Annotated in this window: 14 protein-coding genes and 1 pseudogene; 10 read left to right on the top strand and 5 right to left on the bottom strand. The window is 71.6% G+C overall.

Annotated features, from left to right (window positions below; genetic code table 11):
• Position 1: 1 nt before the first annotated feature.
• Both DN051_RS12035 and DN051_RS12040 read right to left on the bottom strand, forming a co-directional pair.
• Positions 2-1246, bottom strand: a complete 1245-nt coding sequence (locus tag DN051_RS12035) for a polyamine ABC transporter substrate-binding protein (RefSeq protein WP_112438682.1) — start codon at positions 1244-1246, stop codon at positions 2-4.
• 55 nt (positions 1247-1301) lie between these two features.
• Positions 1302-2837 carry a gamma-aminobutyraldehyde dehydrogenase gene (locus DN051_RS12040; RefSeq protein ID WP_112438683.1) on the bottom strand — a complete coding sequence of 512 codons (1536 nt, stop codon included), beginning with the start codon at positions 2835-2837 and terminating at the stop codon, positions 1302-1304.
• Positions 2838-3048: 211 nt separating this feature from the next.
• Between DN051_RS12040 and DN051_RS12045 the strand changes: the two genes are divergently transcribed.
• Positions 3049-3618 (top strand): riboflavin biosynthesis intermediates N-glycosidase, encoded by a 570-nt coding sequence (locus DN051_RS12045; protein WP_053762748.1) that lies wholly within the window; start codon positions 3049-3051, stop codon positions 3616-3618.
• 144 nt (positions 3619-3762) lie between these two features.
• Here the strand turns inward: DN051_RS12045 and DN051_RS46475 are convergent, their stop codons facing one another.
• The gene (locus tag DN051_RS46475) at positions 3763-5010 is read right to left on the bottom strand and encodes a hypothetical protein (RefSeq protein ID WP_246041004.1); all 1248 of its coding nucleotides are present in this window, start codon (positions 5008-5010) and stop codon (positions 3763-3765) included.
• A gap of 74 nt (positions 5011-5084) precedes the next feature.
• Here DN051_RS46475 and DN051_RS12055 point away from each other — a divergent pair.
• Positions 5085-6230 (top strand): annotated as a pseudogene (locus tag DN051_RS12055) (adenosine deaminase).
• Between the two features lie 20 nt (positions 6231-6250).
• Positions 6251-6943 (top strand): glycerophosphodiester phosphodiesterase, encoded by a 693-nt coding sequence (locus DN051_RS12060; protein ID WP_053762750.1) that lies wholly within the window; start codon positions 6251-6253, stop codon positions 6941-6943.
• 96 nt (positions 6944-7039) lie between these two features.
• Here DN051_RS12060 and DN051_RS12065 read toward each other — a convergent pair whose 3' ends face one another.
• Positions 7040-7561, bottom strand: a complete 522-nt coding sequence (locus tag DN051_RS12065; RefSeq protein WP_053762751.1) for a hypothetical protein — start codon at positions 7559-7561, stop codon at positions 7040-7042.
• A gap of 159 nt (positions 7562-7720) precedes the next feature.
• On the opposite strand from DN051_RS12065, the gene DN051_RS12070 reads away from it, so the two are divergent.
• Positions 7721-8668, top strand: a complete 948-nt coding sequence (locus DN051_RS12070; RefSeq protein ID WP_246041007.1) for a hypothetical protein — start codon at positions 7721-7723, stop codon at positions 8666-8668.
• Between the two features lie 171 nt (positions 8669-8839).
• Here DN051_RS12070 and DN051_RS12075 read toward each other — a convergent pair whose 3' ends face one another.
• The gene (locus tag DN051_RS12075; protein WP_053762753.1) at positions 8840-10279 is read right to left on the bottom strand and encodes a gamma-aminobutyraldehyde dehydrogenase; all 1440 of its coding nucleotides are present in this window, start codon (positions 10277-10279) and stop codon (positions 8840-8842) included.
• 165 nt (positions 10280-10444) lie between these two features.
• On the opposite strand from DN051_RS12075, the gene DN051_RS12080 reads away from it, so the two are divergent.
• The 6 genes from DN051_RS12080 (at position 10445) to DN051_RS12105 (ending at position 16378) form a co-directional block, all read left to right on the top strand.
• Positions 10445-10993 (top strand): Lrp/AsnC family transcriptional regulator, encoded by a 549-nt coding sequence (locus tag DN051_RS12080; RefSeq protein WP_053762754.1) that lies wholly within the window; start codon positions 10445-10447, stop codon positions 10991-10993.
• A gap of 2 nt (positions 10994-10995) precedes the next feature.
• Positions 10996-12360 (top strand): aspartate aminotransferase family protein, encoded by a 1365-nt coding sequence (locus tag DN051_RS12085; RefSeq protein ID WP_053762755.1) that lies wholly within the window; start codon positions 10996-10998, stop codon positions 12358-12360.
• 232 nt (positions 12361-12592) lie between these two features.
• Positions 12593-13333 (top strand): ABC transporter ATP-binding protein, encoded by a 741-nt coding sequence (locus DN051_RS12090; RefSeq protein ID WP_112438685.1) that lies wholly within the window; start codon positions 12593-12595, stop codon positions 13331-13333.
• Entirely contained in the window at positions 13315-14700 is a 1386-nt protein-coding gene (locus DN051_RS12095) for a hypothetical protein (RefSeq protein WP_112438686.1), read from the top strand. The genes DN051_RS12090 and DN051_RS12095 overlap by 19 nt, the downstream gene beginning before the upstream one ends.
• 98 nt (positions 14701-14798) lie before the next feature.
• The gene (locus DN051_RS12100) at positions 14799-15206 is read left to right on the top strand and encodes a VOC family protein (protein ID WP_053762758.1); all 408 of its coding nucleotides are present in this window, start codon (positions 14799-14801) and stop codon (positions 15204-15206) included.
• A 47-nt stretch (positions 15207-15253) separates the two neighbouring features.
• Positions 15254-16378: an LOG family protein gene (locus tag DN051_RS12105; RefSeq protein WP_112438687.1), complete on the top strand. Its 1125-nt coding sequence runs from the start codon at positions 15254-15256 to the stop codon at positions 16376-16378.
• Positions 16379-16431: the final 53 nt, after the last annotated feature.

Genomic DNA, 16431 nt, shown 5'->3' on the forward strand with positions numbered 1-16431 from the left:
GTCACGCCCCTGTGAGCTTCGCGAACTTCTCTTCGTAGGCCGTCTCTTCCTTCGAGCTCAGTGAGCGGAAGGCACGAGACTTGGCGGCCATCTCCCGGTCGGGAATGATCAGCGGGTTGTTCGCCGCGTCCTCGTCGATCCGGGCGAGTTCCGCCTTCACCCCGTCGACCGGGCACACGTAGTTGATGTACGCGGCGAGTTCCGCGGCGGGCTTCGGCTCGTAGTAGTAGTCGATGAGACGTTCGGCGTTGGTCTTGTGGCGGGACTTGTTGGGCACCAGGAGGTTGTCCGTCGAGGTCATGTAGCCGCTGTCGGGGATGACGAAGTCGACGTCCGGGCTGTCGGCCTTGAGCTGGACGACGTCACCGGCCCAGGCGATACACGCGGCGAAGTCGCCCTTGGTGAGGTCCGAGGTGTAATCGTTGCCGGTGAAGCGGCGGATCTGGCCCTTGTCGACGGCCTTCTGCAGACGGGCGATCGCCGCGTCGAAGTCGTCGTCGGTGAACCTGCCGGGGTCCTTGCCCATGTCCAGCAGCGTCATGCCGACGCTGTCGCGCATCTCGGACAGGAAGCCGACGCGGCCCTTGAGCCGGGGATTGTCGAGCAGGTCGGAGACCGAGGTCACCTCCTCGCCGTCCAGCGCCTTGCGGTTGTAGGCGATGACCGTGGAGATACCGGTCCAGGGGTAGGAGTACGCCCGTCCCGGGTCCCAGTCCGGGCTGCGGAACTGCTGGGACAGATTGGCGTAGGCGGTGGGGAGGTTGGACGCGTCCAGCTTCTGGACCCACCCGAACCGGATCAGTCGTGCCGCGAGCCAGTCGGTCACGCAGATCAGGTCGCGGCCGGTGTCCTGGCCTGCCGCGAGCTGCGGCTTGACCTTGCCGAAGAACTCGACGTTGTCGTTGATGTCCTCGGTGTACTTGACCGCGATGCCGGTCCGCTTCCTGAACTCCTCCAGCGTCGGGTGGCGCTTCCCGCTGTCGTCGACGTCCATGTACTCGGTCCAGTTGGAGAAGGCCACCGTCTTCTCCTTCGCCGAGTGGTCCTCGGACGAGACACCCGACGTCCTGGCCGCCGGGGGGATGCCGCAGGCGCTCAGCACCCCCAGACCTCCGACCGCGAGCGCACCGCCCGCGGAGGCGCGCAGCAGGGAGCGGCGGCTGAGGGCGGCCCTGCCGTTCCGGAAACTGCGCCGCACGGCGGCCACCTGGGCCGCGGACAGGCGGTCGGGCTCGTACTGCTCCATGCGCGTGGTGCCCTTTCGGGAGGATGGGCGGCCGCCGTCGGGCGGCCTGCTGTGGCTATCGGTCCCCGAAGATCGTGCGGTGCCAGTCCTTCCTCGCCACCGCCGTGTTGTCGTACATGACGTGCTTGATCTGGGTGTACTCCTCGAACGAGTACGCGGACATGTCCTTGCCGAAGCCGGACTGCTTGTAACCGCCGTGCGGCATCTCGCTGATGATCGGGATGTGGTCGTTCACCCACACGCAGCCCGCCTTGATCTCGCGGGTGGCGCGGCCGGCGCGGTAGACGTCCCGGCTCCAGGCGGAGGCGGCGAGCCCGTACGGGGTGTCGTTGGCGAGCCGGATGCCTTCGTCGTCGGTGTCGAAGGGCAGGACCACCAGCACCGGTCCGAAGATCTCGGACTGGACGATCTCGCTGTCCTGGGGCGCGTCCGCCACGAGGGTGGGGCGGTAGTACGCGCCGGCGGCGAGCTCTGCCTGCGGGGCCTCGCCGCCGGTCACCACGCGCGCGTAGGCACGCGCCCGGTCGACGAACCCGGCGACCCGGTCGCGCTGGGCGTGCGAGACGAGCGGGCCGAGGTCCGTGCCCGGCGCGAACGGGTCGCCGAGCCGCACCGTCTCCATGAGAGCCGCGGTCCGCTCCACGAAGGCGTCGTACAGCGGCCGTTGGACGTACGCGCGCGTGGCGGCCGTGCAGTCCTGCCCGGTGTTGATGAGCGCGCCGGCGACGGCACCGTGGACGGCCGCCTCCAGGTCGGCGTCGTCGAAGACGACGAAGGGGGCCTTGCCGCCCAGTTCCAGATGGATCCGCTTGACGGTGGCGGTGGCGATCTCCGCGACGCGCTTGCCGACGGCGGTGGAGCCCGTGAAGGACGTCATGACGACGCCGGGGTGACCGACCAGGTGCTCACCCGCCTCCCGGCCGGTGCCGGTGACGATGTTGACCACACCGTCCGGGATGCCGGCGTCGGTGGCGGCCTGCGCGAACAGGAGCGAGGTCAGCGGGGTCGGCTCGGCGGGCTTGAGGACGATCGTGTTGCCCGCGGCGATCGCCGGGAGGATCTTCCAGGCGGCCATCTGAAGGGGGTAGTTCCACGGCGCGATCGAGCCCACGACCCCGATGGGTTCGCGGCGGACGTACGAGGTGTGGTCGCCGGAGTACTCGCCGGCCGACTGTCCCTGGAGGTGCCGGGCGGCCCCCGCGAAGAAGGCGGTGTTGTCGATCGTCCCGGGCACGTCGAACTCGCGGGTCAGCTTGAGGGGTTTGCCGCACTGGAGGGACTCGGCCCGGGCGAACTCCTCGGCGCGGTCGGCCAGTACCGCGGCGAAGCGGTGCAGCGCCTCGGAGCGCTCGCCGGGCGTGGCGCCGGACCAGCCCGGGAAGGCCGCCTGCGCCGCGGCGACGGCCTCGTCCACGTCGTCGGGGCCGGCCAGGTCGTAGGTGAGGACGTCCTCGCCGGTCGACGGGTCGACGACCGTGTGCGTGCGACCGGACGTGCCCTTCCTGAGGCGCCCGGCGATGTACTGCGCGCCGTCGGCGAAACGGTCCTGGGCGGCGAATCGTTCCGGGGCGGTGTTTCCCGGGTTGTGCATGTCGCTCTCCTCCGCCGTCGCCCCGTGGTGCACGGGGTCGGGTGGCGTAGCTCCAGCTCGATTTGAGTGCCGATCCTGACAGAGCCATGGGACTCCAACAAGTGATTCCGTTGTTGCCTTTTGGTTACGCGACGGAATCTGTCGACCAGGTGTCGAGTCGGCACGGAAAAGGCAGGACGGACTGTCAGTGGTGCCTGCCAGACTCGCGTGCATGGAGAGGATCACCGGGACGATCGACTCGCTGGACGCGCTGCTCGGCGAGGTCCGCTCGGGGGCATCGGTCAAGTATCTGCACTTCTGGGGCCATCGGCCCCGGCCGGACGGGCGGATCGGATCGAGCTGCCTGAGCCAGTGGTGGCCGTCGCCGTTCACCGTGGACGGGGTGGAGTACGCGACGGCGGAGCACTGGATGATGGCCGCCAAGGCCCGGCTGTTCGAGGACCCGGAGGGAGAGCGCCGAGTGCTCGCGGCCGCTCATCCCTCCCAGGCGAAGAACGCGGGGCGTCTGGTGCGCGGCTTCGACGACTCCGTGTGGCGGCGGGAGCGCTTCCGGATCGTGGCCGAGGGAAGCGTGCACAAGTTCCGCGCACATGCCGACCTGCGGGAGTTCCTGCTGAACACCGGACAGCGGGTGCTGGTCGAGGCGAGCCCGGTGGACCGCGTCTGGGGCATCGGGCTCGCGGCGGACGACGAGGCGGCCTCGGATCCGACGCGATGGCGCGGGCCGAATCTGCTCGGATTCGCGTTGATGGAGGCACGGGAGAGACTGCGGGCGGAGTGAGGAGGGGCGACGCAGGGCGACAGGCGCCCTCTCGCCGCACCGGCCGAAAGCCCGAGTACGTCCAGTACGAGGACTTCCGGCCGGCACACCGAGAGCACGCACCGAACGCCGCTCCTTGACAGGCAGACGTTGCCTGCCGCGGCACTAGGTCACGGTCACCAGGATGCCGAAGCCGATGCCGAGGAGGAGCCCGGCGGTGCCGCAGATGATCCCGGCCAGGGCCTGACCGGGGTTGGTGGCCTCCCCGCGGTTCGCCTTCGCGCGTCCGATCGCCCCGAAGACGATGCCCAGGATGCCCAGGACGATCGCCACGGGCCACAGGCAGAATCCGGCGGCGGCCACGATGCCGACCACGAGCCCGGCGGTGCCGAGTCCGTTGCTCGGCATCTGCGTCGCGCCGGGCCAGCCGTAGTAGCCCGGCGCGCCCTGCGGATGCGGGCCGGGGTACGCGCCCTGACCGGGGTAGCCGTAGCCGCCGGGGTAGCCGTACTGCATCGGGCCCGGACCGTCGGGTGCGATGGGCGGGGGCGGGACGGCGCTGTCACCGGGGGCCGGAACGCCCGCGCCGAAGGGGATGCCCGCCTGGGCGGGCGGAGGAAAGGCGGCGGGCGCACCGGACGCCCCGTCCGCGGGGCCCGGCGCGGCCCAGCCCTGATGGGGTGCTCCGGTCGACGGGGCGGCGGGGGCCGCCCATCCCTGCGGGCCCTGGCCCGCCGTGCCGTCCGCGGACGGCACGGACGTGACCGTCCGCTGGTCGTGGACGGAGGGGAGGCCCGGGGTGTCGGGGCCGCTCCACGCGAGGGTGGCGCCGGGACCGCCCGCGGCGCCGTTCGCCGGGGGTGCCCAGGGGTCCGTGCGACGCGGGTCCGCGGCGGTCCGCCCGTCGAGGGGGACGTGCGGAGTCGTGTCGTGCGGGGTCCGCCACACCATGTCCGCGTCCCGGTCGGCGCCCGGCTCGGGCGCCGCGTCCGGCGACACCAGCGGCACCGCGGTGCCGTCCTGCGTCATGCCGTACGCCGTCTCCCGGTCCTGCTGGACCTCCGGTATCTCGGCGCTGTCCAGGACGACCTCGGGTTGCGCGTCCGGCGACGACGGCTTCGGCGGCGCCCACTGATCACGGCCGTCCGAGCCACCCGGCCACACACTGCCCGACGCCGCGCTGCCCGACCCCGTACCGGCCGGCGTGGCACCACCGGGCGTCACGCCACTCGGCGTCGCACCACCCGGCGTCGTACCGGCGGACAACGCGCCGCTCGGCGCGGCACCACCCGGTGTCACGGCACCCGGTGTCACGGCACCACTCGGCGTCGCACCGGCCGCCGCGTCGCCCCGCCCGGTCGCCCCGGGCGCGGCTTCGGCGCCCGGCGTCGGCGGCTGCCTGTCGTCGGACATGCGCGGGACCCCCCATTGTCGAGCGTGCCGTCATGCTACGTCCCCCGCACGACCCGCCGGAGGCCCGGCCTACCATGACCTCTGATTCACCGATCAGCCGATCACCGCGCCCCGCCCCCCGCGGCCCGCGGGCGCCGTTCCCGGGAGGAACCTTGACCGACCACGCCACCGCGTCCGCCGTCGCCGGCACCCGTACCCCGCAGGCCTTCATCGCCGGACTGCCCAAGGCCGAACTGCATGTGCACCACGTCGGCTCCGCCTCCCCCCGGATCGTCGCCGAACTGGCCGCCCGCCACCCCGACTCCAAGGTGCCCACCGACCCCGAGGCGCTGGTCGACTACTTCACGTTCACCGACTTCGCGCACTTCATCGAGGTGTACCTGTCCGTCGTCGACCTGATCCGCACCCCGGAGGACGTGCGGCTGCTGACCTACGAGGTGGCCCGGGACCTGGCCCGCCAGCAGGTGCGGTACGCGGAGCTGACCATCACGCCCTTCTCCTCCACCCGGCGCGGCATCGACGAGCGGGCCTTCATGGACGCGATAGAGGACGCGCGCATGGCGGCCGAGGCCGAGTTCGGGACCGTTCTGCGCTGGTGCTTCGACATTCCGGGCGAGGCCGGGCTGGAGGCCGCCGAGGAGACCGCGCGGCTCGCCACCGACGACAAGCTGCGCCCCGAGGGACTGGTGTCGTTCGGACTCGGCGGGCCCGAGATCGGTGTGCCGCGGCCTCAGTTCAAGCCGTACTTCGACCGGGCCATCGCCGCCGGGCTGCACTCGGTGCCGCACGCCGGTGAGACGACCGGACCGGAGACGGTCTGGGACGCGCTCACGCACCTGCGCGCCGAGCGCATCGGGCACGGCACGAGCTCCGCGCAGGACCCGGAGCTGCTGGCGCATCTCGCCGAGCACCGCATCCCGCTGGAGGTCTGCCCGACCTCGAACATCGCCACGCGCGCGGTGCGCACCCTCGACGAGCACCCCATCAAGGAGTTCACCCGCGCCGGCGTCCTCGTCACGATCAACTCCGACGACCCGCCGATGTTCGGCACCGATCTCAACAGCGAGTACGCCGTCGCCGCGCGCCTTCTCGACCTCGACGCGCGGGGCCTTTCCGACCTCGCGAAGAACGCGGTCGAGGCGTCCTTCCTGGACGAGACCGGCAAGGCCCGTCTGGCGGCGGAGATCGACACGTACACCGCGGTCTGGCTCGCGTCCTGACCCACCACCAGAATGGGGCCATGCCGAACGTGACCGCCGTGGCCCACCGCGGTGCCCCGTACCACTTCCCCGAGAACACGATCGACTCCCTGCGTACCGCGCTCGACCTGGGCGCGGACGCCGTCGAGGTCGACGTACGGCTCACCCGGGACGGCGTCCCGGTGCTGCTGCACGACGAGACGCTGAAGCGGCTGTGGGGGCACGACCGGCCGCTGCGGTCGCTGTCGGCGGACGAGGTGCGCGGCCTGACGGACGGGCGGGTGCCGACGCTGGCCGAGGCGCTCGCCGCGACCGAGGGAAGCCGGGTGATGCTCGATCTGCCGGGCACCTCCGACGTCCGCGCGGCACGCCGGGTGGTCGACGTCGTCCGGGAGTGCGGGGCGGCGGACCGGGTCTACTACTGCGCGCACGCCCAGGCGATGCTCGCGGTGCGCGCCGCCGACCCGGCCGCCGAGATCGCCCTGACCTGGACGACGCTGGCACCGCCGCGCCGCGCGCTGCTGGACGCGGTGCGCCCGCGCTGGCTCAACTACCGGTTCGGGCTGGTGGACCGGGACCTCGCGGAGCGCGTCCACCGCGACGGGTATCTGCTGTCCGTGTGGACCCCGGACACCCGGCGCGCCATGCGCAGGCTCCTCGACCGGGGCGTGGACTCGATCACCACGAACCGCGTCGACGCCCTGTGCGCCGTGCGCAAGAGCCACACGCACTGATCCCCGGCGCCGGGCCGACGAGCATCCGAGTACTCGTCGGCCGGCCCGCCCCCCCACGAACACCGCCACCGCACGCGCGAGCGCTGCGGCCCCGCGTCAGGTGGCGAGCACCGGCACGGGCGTGGGGGTGAGTGCCTCCAGCCGCTTGATCCGCCGGCGTACGACATACAGCGGGATGATCCCGAACACGCCGAACGACATGTCGACGACGCTCCACCAGAACGGGATGTCGCGGATCGGTCCGCAGATCAGGGCGAGCGGGATCACGCCCGCGCAGGCGATCATGCCGAACTCGACGACCCAGATGTTGCGGACCGGGTCGCGGTAGGGGCCGTAGAACGCGACCGCGATGACGAGGTGCGCGAAGGCCAGCCAGTCCGTGCCGTACAGCAGGAACGGGTATTCGGCGTCGGCGGTGTCGAGTCCGCGCCGCACCCGCTCGATCCAGTCCATCAGTCCCGGCAGGTGCTCCGGCACGGACAGCGCCCGCAACAGGTCCTCCGTCCAGCGCAGTTCGTGGACCAGCGGGAAGGCCGTTGCGCCGCTCAGCACGAGGCAGACGACGAAGAGGACCAGCCAGGCGCGGATGCCCTTCAGCAGGGCGGCTCTGTCGCTCATGGGGTTGAGCGTACCGGGTTTTGAACATGTTCAAAACACTGCCGTGGGCCACTCGCGCACTCCCCCTGCCCATATACCCCCTCGGGGTATATGCTCGACCCTCATGGATACCCCCCGTAGGTATATGACGCAGGCCGGTCAGGTCACCAGGAGCCCCGTATGAACACCTTGCAGAAGATCGGTGCCTTCGGTGCCGCGCTCGCCGCGACCTTCACCGCCGCCTACGGGATCGGGTACGCCGTGACGCCCGGCGGGACCGATGCCGGGGCCCGCGACGCCGCCGAGGCCCCGGCACCCCACGACGCGCCGCCGGCGGCACCCGGCGGTCTCCAGCTCACCGAGCGCGGCTACACCCTCGACCTGGAGACGACCCGGATGACGGCGGGCGAGCGGAGCGAACTGCGTTTCGTGGTCCGGGACATGACGGGGCGTCCGGTCACCGGGTTCCGGCGCGAGCACGAAAAGGAACTGCACCTGGTCGTCGCCTCTCGCGACCTGACCACGTACCGGCATCTGCATCCCACCCGTGCCGCCGACGGCACCTGGCGCACGTCGGCCGCGCTGCCGGAGCCCGGCGGCTACCGCGTCTTCGCGGACTTCACGCCCGCCGCGGAACGGACGGGGCTCACCCTCGGCGCCGACCTCGCGGTCGCCGGGCGCTACCGGCCGGATCCCCTGCCCGCCGTGTCACGGACCGCCACCGTGGACGGCTACTCCGTCGAGCTCGGCGGCGCCCTGCGCGCCGGCGGCACCGGCGAGCTGACCTTCGAGGTCTCCCGGGACGGCCGGCCCGTGGCCCTCCAGCCCTACCTCGGTGCCCGCGGCCATCTTGTCGCCCTGCGCGCCGGCGACCTCGCCTTCCTGCACGTCCACCCGTACGAGAAGGCCCACGGCACGGCCCCGTCCGGCTCCGAGGTCGCCTTCTCCGCCTCCGCCCCCAGCGCGGGTTCCTACCGGCTGTTCCTGGACTTCAAGGTCGGCGGAACGGTGCGTACCGCGGCCTTCACCGTCGACGCCGGCGGCCGGCCGCCGAAGCCCGCGCACAAGACCACGCCCGCGCCGGCTCCGGAGCGGGACGCCCACGAGGACGCATCGCACGGGCACTGAGGACGGCCCTGGCGAGCACGTCCGCGCCGGAACGCGCCGCGGCCCCGGGCGGAGACTGCTCCACCCGGGGCCGCGAGGGTCACGTTCCGTACGGACTGCTTCGTACGGACTGCTTCGTACGGACTGCTTCGTACGGACTCGTCCGTACGATCTGCGCCGTACGGACAGGGACTACGAGTCCAGCGACGTCATCACGTGCTTGATCCGCGTGTAGTCGTCGAACCCGTACGCCGACAGGTCCTTGCCGTAGCCGGACTTCTTGAATCCGCCGTGCGGCATCTCGGCGACCAGCGGGATGTGGGTGTTGATCCACACGCAGCCGAAGTCGAGCTTCTTGGACATGCGCATCGCGCGGCCGTGGTCCTTGGTCCACACCGAGGAGGCGAGGGCGTACTCGACGCCGTTGGCCCACTCGACGGCCTGGTCCTCGTCCCGGAAGGACTGGACGGTGATGACCGGGCCGAAGACCTCCTTCTGCACGATCTCGTCGTCCTGCGTCAGACCGGAGACGACGGTCGGAGCGTAGAAGTAGCCCTTGTCGCCGACCTGGTGACCGCCGGTCTCGACCTTGGCGTGCGCGGGCAGCCGCTCGATGAAGCCGGCGACCTGCTCGAGCTGGTTGGGGTTGTTCAGCGGGCCGTACAGCACGTCCTCGTCGTCCGGCTCGCCGGTCTTGGTCTCGGCGGCGGCCTTGGCGAGGGCCTGCACGAACTCGTCGTGGATCGCCTCGTGCACCAGGACGCGGGTGGCGGCGGTGCAGTCCTGCCCGGCGTTGAAGAAGCCGGCCACGGAGATGTCCTCGACGGCCTTGGCGATGTCGGTGTCCTCGAAGACCACGACCGGGGCCTTGCCGCCCAGCTCCAGGTGGACGCGCTTGACGTCCTTGGCGGCCGACTCGGCGACCGCCATGCCGGCCCGCACCGAGCCGGTGATGGAGGCCATCGCGGGGACCGGGTGCTCGACCATCAGACGGCCGGTCTCGCGGTCACCGCAGATGACGTTGAAAACACCCTTGGGCAGGATCGAGCCGAGGATGTCGGCGATCAGGACGGTGGAGGCCGGGGTGGTGTCCGACGGCTTCAGCACGACCGTGTTGCCGGCCGCGATCGCGGGGGCGAACTTCCACACGGCCATCATCATCGGGTAGTTCCACGGCGCGACCTGCGCGCAGACGCCGACCGGCTCGCGGCGGACGATGGAGGTGAGCCCCTCCATGTACTCGCCGGCCGAGCGGCCCTCCAGCATCCGCGCCGCACCCGCGAAGAAGCGGATCTGGTCCACCATCGGCGGGATCTCCTCGGTGCGGGTGAGCCCGACCGGCTTGCCCGTGTTCTCCACCTCGGCCGCGATGAGCTCCTCGGCGCGCTCCTCGAACGCGTCCGCGATCTTCAGCAGGGCCTTCTGACGCTCGGCGGGCGTGGTGTCGCGCCAGCCCGGGAACGCGGCCGCGGCGGCGGCCATCGCGGCGTCGACGTCGGCCTGTCCGGACAGCGGCGCCGTGGCGTAGGCCTCGCCGGTCGCCGGATTCACCACCTCGGTGGTCCGTCCGTCCGCGGCGTCCCGGAACTCTCCGTCGATGTGGTTGCGCAGACGACGCAGCTCGGTGCTCACTGCCGGCCCTCCAGGTTCGGGTGTCCAATCGCTGAGACACCCACACTAATCCGTCGTCCCACGGTTTCAACACCCCCCGACCGAGCGAATCTGCGAAATCCGCAGACTGAAACCGCATGAACAACGAATTTCATCAGTGCGACCTTGCGAAACCGACGAGTCCTCGTGCACAGTGAGCGCGTGGCCAGTCGAAGCGCAGACCAGAGGGGCTCGCGTGACTTGCGCGATTCCTCCCGTGAGTCCTCACGCGATCCCAGGAACGGCAGTCCGCAGCTGGACGCCGTCTCCCTCGCCATCATCGGACAGCTCCAGGAGGACGGCCGCCGGCCGTACGCCGCCATCGGCAAGGCCGTCGGCCTGTCCGAGGCGGCCGTGCGCCAGCGCGTCCAGAAGCTGCTCGACCAGGGCGTGATGCAGATCGTCGCCGTCACGGACCCGCTCACCGTGGGCTTCCGCCGGCAGGCGATGGTCGGGATCAACGTCGAGGGCGACACGGAGTCCGTCGCCGATGCGCTGACCGGCATGTCGGAAGTCGAGTACGTGGTGATGACCGCGGGCTCGTTCGACCTCCTCGCCGAGATCGTCTGCGAGGACGACGACCACCTGCTGGACGTCATCAACAAACGCATCCGGGCCCTGCCCGGCGTGCGCTCCACCGAGAGCTTCGTCTACCTCAAGCTCAAGAAGCAGACCTACATGTGGGGAACCCGATAACCGTGAGCACCAAGGACCTCAGCCGATCCGCGTACGACCACCTGTGGATGCACTTCACCCGCATGTCCTCGTACGAGAACTCCCCCGTGCCGACGATCGTCCGCGGCGAGGGCACCTACATCTACGACGACAAGGGAAAGCGCTACCTCGACGGTCTCGCGGGTCTGTTCGTGGTCCAGGCCGGTCACGGCCGGGTGGAGCTCGCCGAGACCGCCTTCAAGCAGGCGCAGGAACTGGCGTTCTTCCCGGTGTGGTCCTACGCCCACCCGAAGGCCGTGGAGCTGGCCGAGCGCCTGGCCGACTACGCGCCGGGTGACCTCAACAAGGTCTTCTTCACCACCGGCGGCGGCGAGGCGGTCGAGACCGCCTGGAAGCTCGCCAAGCAGTACTTCAAGCTCCAGGGCAAGCCCACGAAGTACAAGGTCATCTCGCGTGCGGTCGCCTACCACGGCACCCCGCAGGGCGCCCTGTCCATCACGGGCCTGCCGGCTCTGAAGGCCCCCTTCGAGCCACTGGTGCCGGGCGCCCACAAGGTCCCGAACACCAACATCTACCGCGCCCCGATCCACGGCGACGACCCCGAGGCCTTCGGCCGCTGGGCCGCCGACCAGATCGAGCAGCAGATCCTCTTCGAGGGCCCCGACACGGTCGCCGCGGTCTTCCTGGAGCCCGTCCAGAACGCCGGCGGCTGCTTCCCGCCCCCGCCCGGCTACTTCCAGCGCGTGCGCGAGATCTGCGACCAGTACGACGTACTGCTCGTGTCGGACGAGGTCATCTGCGCCTTCGGCCGCCTGGGCACGATGTTCGCCTGCGACAAGTTCGGCTACGTCCCGGACATGATCACCTGCGCCAAGGGCATGACGTCCGGCTACTCCCCCATCGGCGCGTGCATCGTCTCGGACCGCGTCGCCGAGCCCTTCTACAAGGGCGACAACACCTTCCTGCACGGCTACACCTTCGGCGGCCACCCGGTCTCCGCCGCCGTCGGCCTGGCCAACCTCGACCTCTTCGAGCGCGAGAACCTCCCCGGGCACGTCCTCGCCAACGAGGCCGCGTTCCTGTCCACCCTCCAGAAGTTGCACGACCTGCCGATCGTCGGCGACGTCCGCGGCAACGGCTTCTTCTACGGCATCGAACTGGTCAAGGACAAGGCGACCAAGGAGAGCTTCAACGAGGAGGAGACCGAGCGGGTCCTCTACGGCTTCCTGTCCAAGGCCCTGTTCGACAACGGCCTGTACTGCCGCGCCGACGACCGGGGCGACCCGGTCGTCCAGCTCGCCCCGCCGCTGATCTCCGACCAGGGGACGTTCGACGAGATCGAGCAGATCCTGCGCGCGACCCTCACGGAGGCGTGGACGAAACTCTGATCCACCCGGGCGCCCCGCTGCCGCGGGAGTCGCTCCGATCTTCCTTCTGGATGATCAACACCGGCCCCGGTGCCGTCCGTTCGAGTGAGAAACGGCGGTCCGGGGCCGCGTGCCTGTCCGACCTCCCGGCAGCGCGTGCCTAGCGTGCCCAGTGACCGATCGGCCCAGCCTTCGTTCCCCCGCACGGGGGACCTGGCACGGGATAAGCGGATCAGAACTGAGGTGTACGCACATGGAGGCACCACCGGACAACGACGTGCTCTGGGCACGCGCCCTGTACTACCAGCACAAGGACGGCTCGCCGGGGCTCCAGGGCGTCTCGCTCGGTGTCCACGAGGGCGAGATCCTCGCGGTCAGCGGGCCGCGCGGCTGCGGCAAGAGCACGCTGCTGAGCTGCCTGGCGGGACTGGTGCGGGCACACAGCGGCGAGGTCTGGTTCAACAGCGTCCCCGTGCACACCATGGGCCCCCTCGCCCGGGAACGGCTGCGCCGTGACCGCTTCGGCTGGATCGACCCGACGCCCGTACTGGTCCCGGAGCTGAACGTCTGGGAGAACGTCGCCCTCCCGCTGATGCTGCGCGGCACCGGCCGCCGGCGCGCCAAGACGATCGCCCGGGAGTGGCTGGACCGCCTCGACGTCGGCGACAGCGCCCGCCGGCGCCCCCACGAGCTGCGCCAGGCCGAACGGCAGCGTGTGTGCATCGCCCGCGCGCTGGCCCCCTCCCCGACGGTGCTGTTCGCCGACGAGCCCACCGCGCCGCTGCACCTCGCCGACCGCACCCATGTGCTGCGCACGCTCACCACGGCGGCCCGCTCGCACCGCATCACCGTGCTGCTCGCCACCCACGACGCGGAGACCGCGGCGCTCGCCGACCGCACGATCGCACTGCTCGACGGACGCCGGGTGAACACCGTCCACCTGCCGCCGGCACCGGAGACGGAGGGCCGGGCGGCGTGCTCGCTCTCCGTCTGACCCGCGCCGCCCACCCGGCCGTCCAACTGCGCCGCCTGCTGGTCTCGGCGGCGTCGGCCGGGACCGGCTTCCTGCTGCTGTGCACCCTCGGGCACGCGATGAGCAACCCGGCCGCGCCGGCCGCCTCCGTCCTGCGGCTGGCCTGGTGCGCGGCGCCGCTGGTGGCCACGGTGCACTTCGCGGTGGCCGTCGCCCGCACCGACCCCGGCACCCGGCCCCGCTCCGGCCTGTCGGCGATCGGCCTGGGACCGGCGCGCATGATGGCGGTGTCGGCCACCACGACCGCCCTGTCGACGGTCCTCGGCTCGATGCTGGCGCTGCTGTTCTTCCTGCACCTGCGCGGCGACATCACGGGCATGCCCTTCGACGGAGCGGCGGCCGCGTTCCTCGCGGCGGGCACCCCGCTCCCCCTGCCCGCGGCGCTGACCCTGCTCGCCCTGGTCCCGGCGGCCGCGTGCGTGTCGGTCGCCCTGGTGCTGCGGCCGCGCGACCCGAGGCCGGCCCCGCGCGGCGGCACGCGGACCGGACTCGGCCGCTTCGGCCGCGCCGGGACCCGGGAGACCTTCGGCGCGTACGGCCGCTTCGGCAGCCGACTGCGGCGCACGGCGCACGGCGGCTCGGGCCGCGCGACCGCGACGGCCGACGCGGGAACGCTCGCCGCCGGGACGGCGCTTCTCCCGGACGAGGAGAGCACCGCACAGGAGCCGGACGGCACGGCCGATCCCTTCTCCGCGCTCACGCCGCCGGCCGACACCGACCGGCCCGACCCGACCGCCGTCCTCCCCTGGAGCGTCGCCGTCGTCGCGGCGGGCCTCGCCGCGGAGGCCTACGCCGTCCGCACGACGACCGGTGGCCTGGCCATGCCGGGCGGGCTGGCCGCCGGGCCGGTGGGTGTGCTCGTCGGCTGGGTCCTGGCCGCCGTCGGGCTGGCACTGGCCGGTCCCGGCCTCACCCATCTGTGCGGCCGGCTGCTCCAGGCGGTCCACCCCGGCGCCGTACGGCTGCTCGCGGGCCGGGTCCTGATGGAGGAGTCCGCCCGGATCGGCCGCCCGCTCGGCATCGTGTGCGCGGTCGCCTCCGCCGCGTACGCCATGGCCGCCCTCCAGGACCCGGACACCGCGCCCCTCGGCCCGCTGACGGCCCTCGGCTACTGCCTCGTCGCGGGCTGCGCGCTCGCCACGCTGCTCACCGCCGCCGTCGAGACCAGGCAGGCCCGCGCCGCCACCACCGCGGCGCTGCTCCGCATGGGGGCGCCGAACACGCTGCTGCGCGGAGCCGCCGCGCTGCGCGCCGGCGTCCTGCTCGCGGTGTTCGGCCCGCTGACGGTGCTGGTGGCCGAGCTCGCGGCCCGGCCGCTGGGCCGCTGAGCACCCGTTCGAAAAAAGATCACCGGACAGCGATGAGTTCCCGGCAGCCGCCCGGTCTACCCATCGAACACCATGAGCCCCGATGGGAGAGACCACCGATGTACCAGCAGCAGATCTTCGTGAACCTGCCCGTGAACGACCTCGACGCCTCGAAGAAGTTCTTCACCGAGCTGGGCTGGACGATCAACGCTCAGTTCAGCGACGAGAAGGCGGCCTCCGTCGTGATCAGCGACACCATCTTCGCGATGCTGCTCACCAAGCCGTTCTACGCGACCTTCACCAAGAAGGAGATCGCGGACTCCGCCAAGACCAGCGAGGTGCTGCTGTGCCTGAGCGCCGAGAGCCGCGAGAAGGTCGACGAGCTGGTGGAGAAGGCGATCGCCGCCGGGGGCACGGCCACGGGTGACACCCAGGACCAGGGCTTCATGTACGGCCGCGCCTTCGACGACCTGGACGGCCACACCTGGGAGGTCATGTGGATGGACCCGTCCGTCGTGGAGGGCTGAGCGGGCATCCGCCCCCGGTCGCCGAACGGCACGCCTAGCATGGGCGGGTGCAGCCGACACCCGCTCATGTCCCCCGAACCGCCGCCCACGATCGCGAGATAGAGTCCCTCGCCGAGTTCGACGAGGTCGTCGCGCGCGGCACCCTCGCCCGATTCCGCATCCAGGCCGTCGATCTGACGGACCGTACGGACGTCCTGTGCTCCGTCGACACCTCGGGCGCCGTGTTCCTCGGCTGTCCGATGGACGAGCGGGCCGCCGGCGCCGTGCGCGCGGCCGGCGCCCTGGTCTTCCCGCCCGTCCCGGATCTGCCCTTCGACCCGTACCGCGGATTCGTCTACACCCCCGACGAGTTGTTCGACGAGCTCGCCGGCGGCTACGAGGCCACACCGGACGCCCGGTCGTACGCCTGGTTCCAGGAGACGAAGGCGGACGGCGACATCTTCGCCTCCATGCTGCGCTCCGTCCACGACGACGCCGTCTCGGACGCGCTGGACGAACTCCTCGCCGGAGCACCGGTGGTGGGCGTCATGGGCGGCCACGCGATGGCCCGCGGCACCCAGGAGTTCGCGGGAGCCGCCCGCCTCGGTCGCGAACTGGCCCGCGCCGGACTCACCGTCGCGACCGGCGGCGGACCCGGCGCCATGGAGGCCGCCAACCTCGGCGCGTACGCGGCCCCGCACGACGACGCGATGCTCACCGAGGCCCTCCGGCTGCTGGCGAAGACACCGGGGTTCACCCCGTCCGTCACCGCGTGGGCGCGCGCCGCCTTCGAGGTGCGCGACCGCTGGCCGGGCGGCGGGCCGTCGGTGGGGATCCCGACCTGGTTCTACGGCCACGAGCCGCCGAACGCCTTCGCCGCGCACATCGCCAAGTACTTCTCCAACGCCACCCGCGAGGACGGCCTGCTGGCCCGCTGCACCGCGGGGGTGGTGTTCCTGCCGGGCGCCGCCGGCACGGTCCAGGAGATCTTCGACAACGCGACCCCCAACTACTACGCGTCGCGCGGTGAACCCCTGCCCATGGTCCTGGTGGACCGGGCCCACTGGACGGAGCGGCTGCCGGCCTGGCCGCTGCTGCGGGCCCTGGCCCAGGAGCGTTCGATGGCGGACCGGATCGCCCTGGTCGACCGGATCGAGGAGGCTCCGGCGGCCTTGAAACGCCTCGGCGGTTAATAACCGAGCAAAGCCAACGGACATGGCGGTCACACGGATTGACACTGCTTATG

The sequence above is a fragment of the Streptomyces cadmiisoli genome, from assembly GCF_003261055.1.
Taxonomy (GTDB): Bacteria; Actinomycetota; Actinomycetes; order Streptomycetales; family Streptomycetaceae; genus Streptomyces; species Streptomyces cadmiisoli.

Excerpts from the sequence above, each read along its gene's own strand:
- DN051_RS46475 (WP_246041004.1), bottom strand. The coding sequence starts at position 5,010 with ATGTCCGACGACAGGCAGCCGCCGACGCCGGGCGCCGAAGCCGCGCCC.
- DN051_RS12070 (WP_246041007.1), top strand. The coding sequence starts at position 7,721 with ATGAACACCTTGCAGAAGATCGGTGCCTTCGGTGCCGCGCTCGCCGCG.
- DN051_RS12045 (WP_053762748.1), top strand. The coding sequence starts at position 3,049 with ATGGAGAGGATCACCGGGACGATCGACTCGCTGGACGCGCTGCTCGGC.
- DN051_RS12100 (WP_053762758.1), top strand. The coding sequence starts at position 14,799 with ATGTACCAGCAGCAGATCTTCGTGAACCTGCCCGTGAACGACCTCGAC.
- DN051_RS12060 (WP_053762750.1), top strand. The coding sequence starts at position 6,251 with ATGCCGAACGTGACCGCCGTGGCCCACCGCGGTGCCCCGTACCACTTC.
- DN051_RS12040 (WP_112438683.1), bottom strand. The coding sequence starts at position 2,837 with ATGCACAACCCGGGAAACACCGCCCCGGAACGATTCGCCGCCCAGGAC.
- DN051_RS12090 (WP_112438685.1), top strand. The coding sequence starts at position 12,593 with ATGGAGGCACCACCGGACAACGACGTGCTCTGGGCACGCGCCCTGTAC.
- DN051_RS12035 (WP_112438682.1), bottom strand. The coding sequence starts at position 1,246 with ATGGAGCAGTACGAGCCCGACCGCCTGTCCGCGGCCCAGGTGGCCGCC.
- DN051_RS12065 (WP_053762751.1), bottom strand. The coding sequence starts at position 7,561 with ATGAGCGACAGAGCCGCCCTGCTGAAGGGCATCCGCGCCTGGCTGGTC.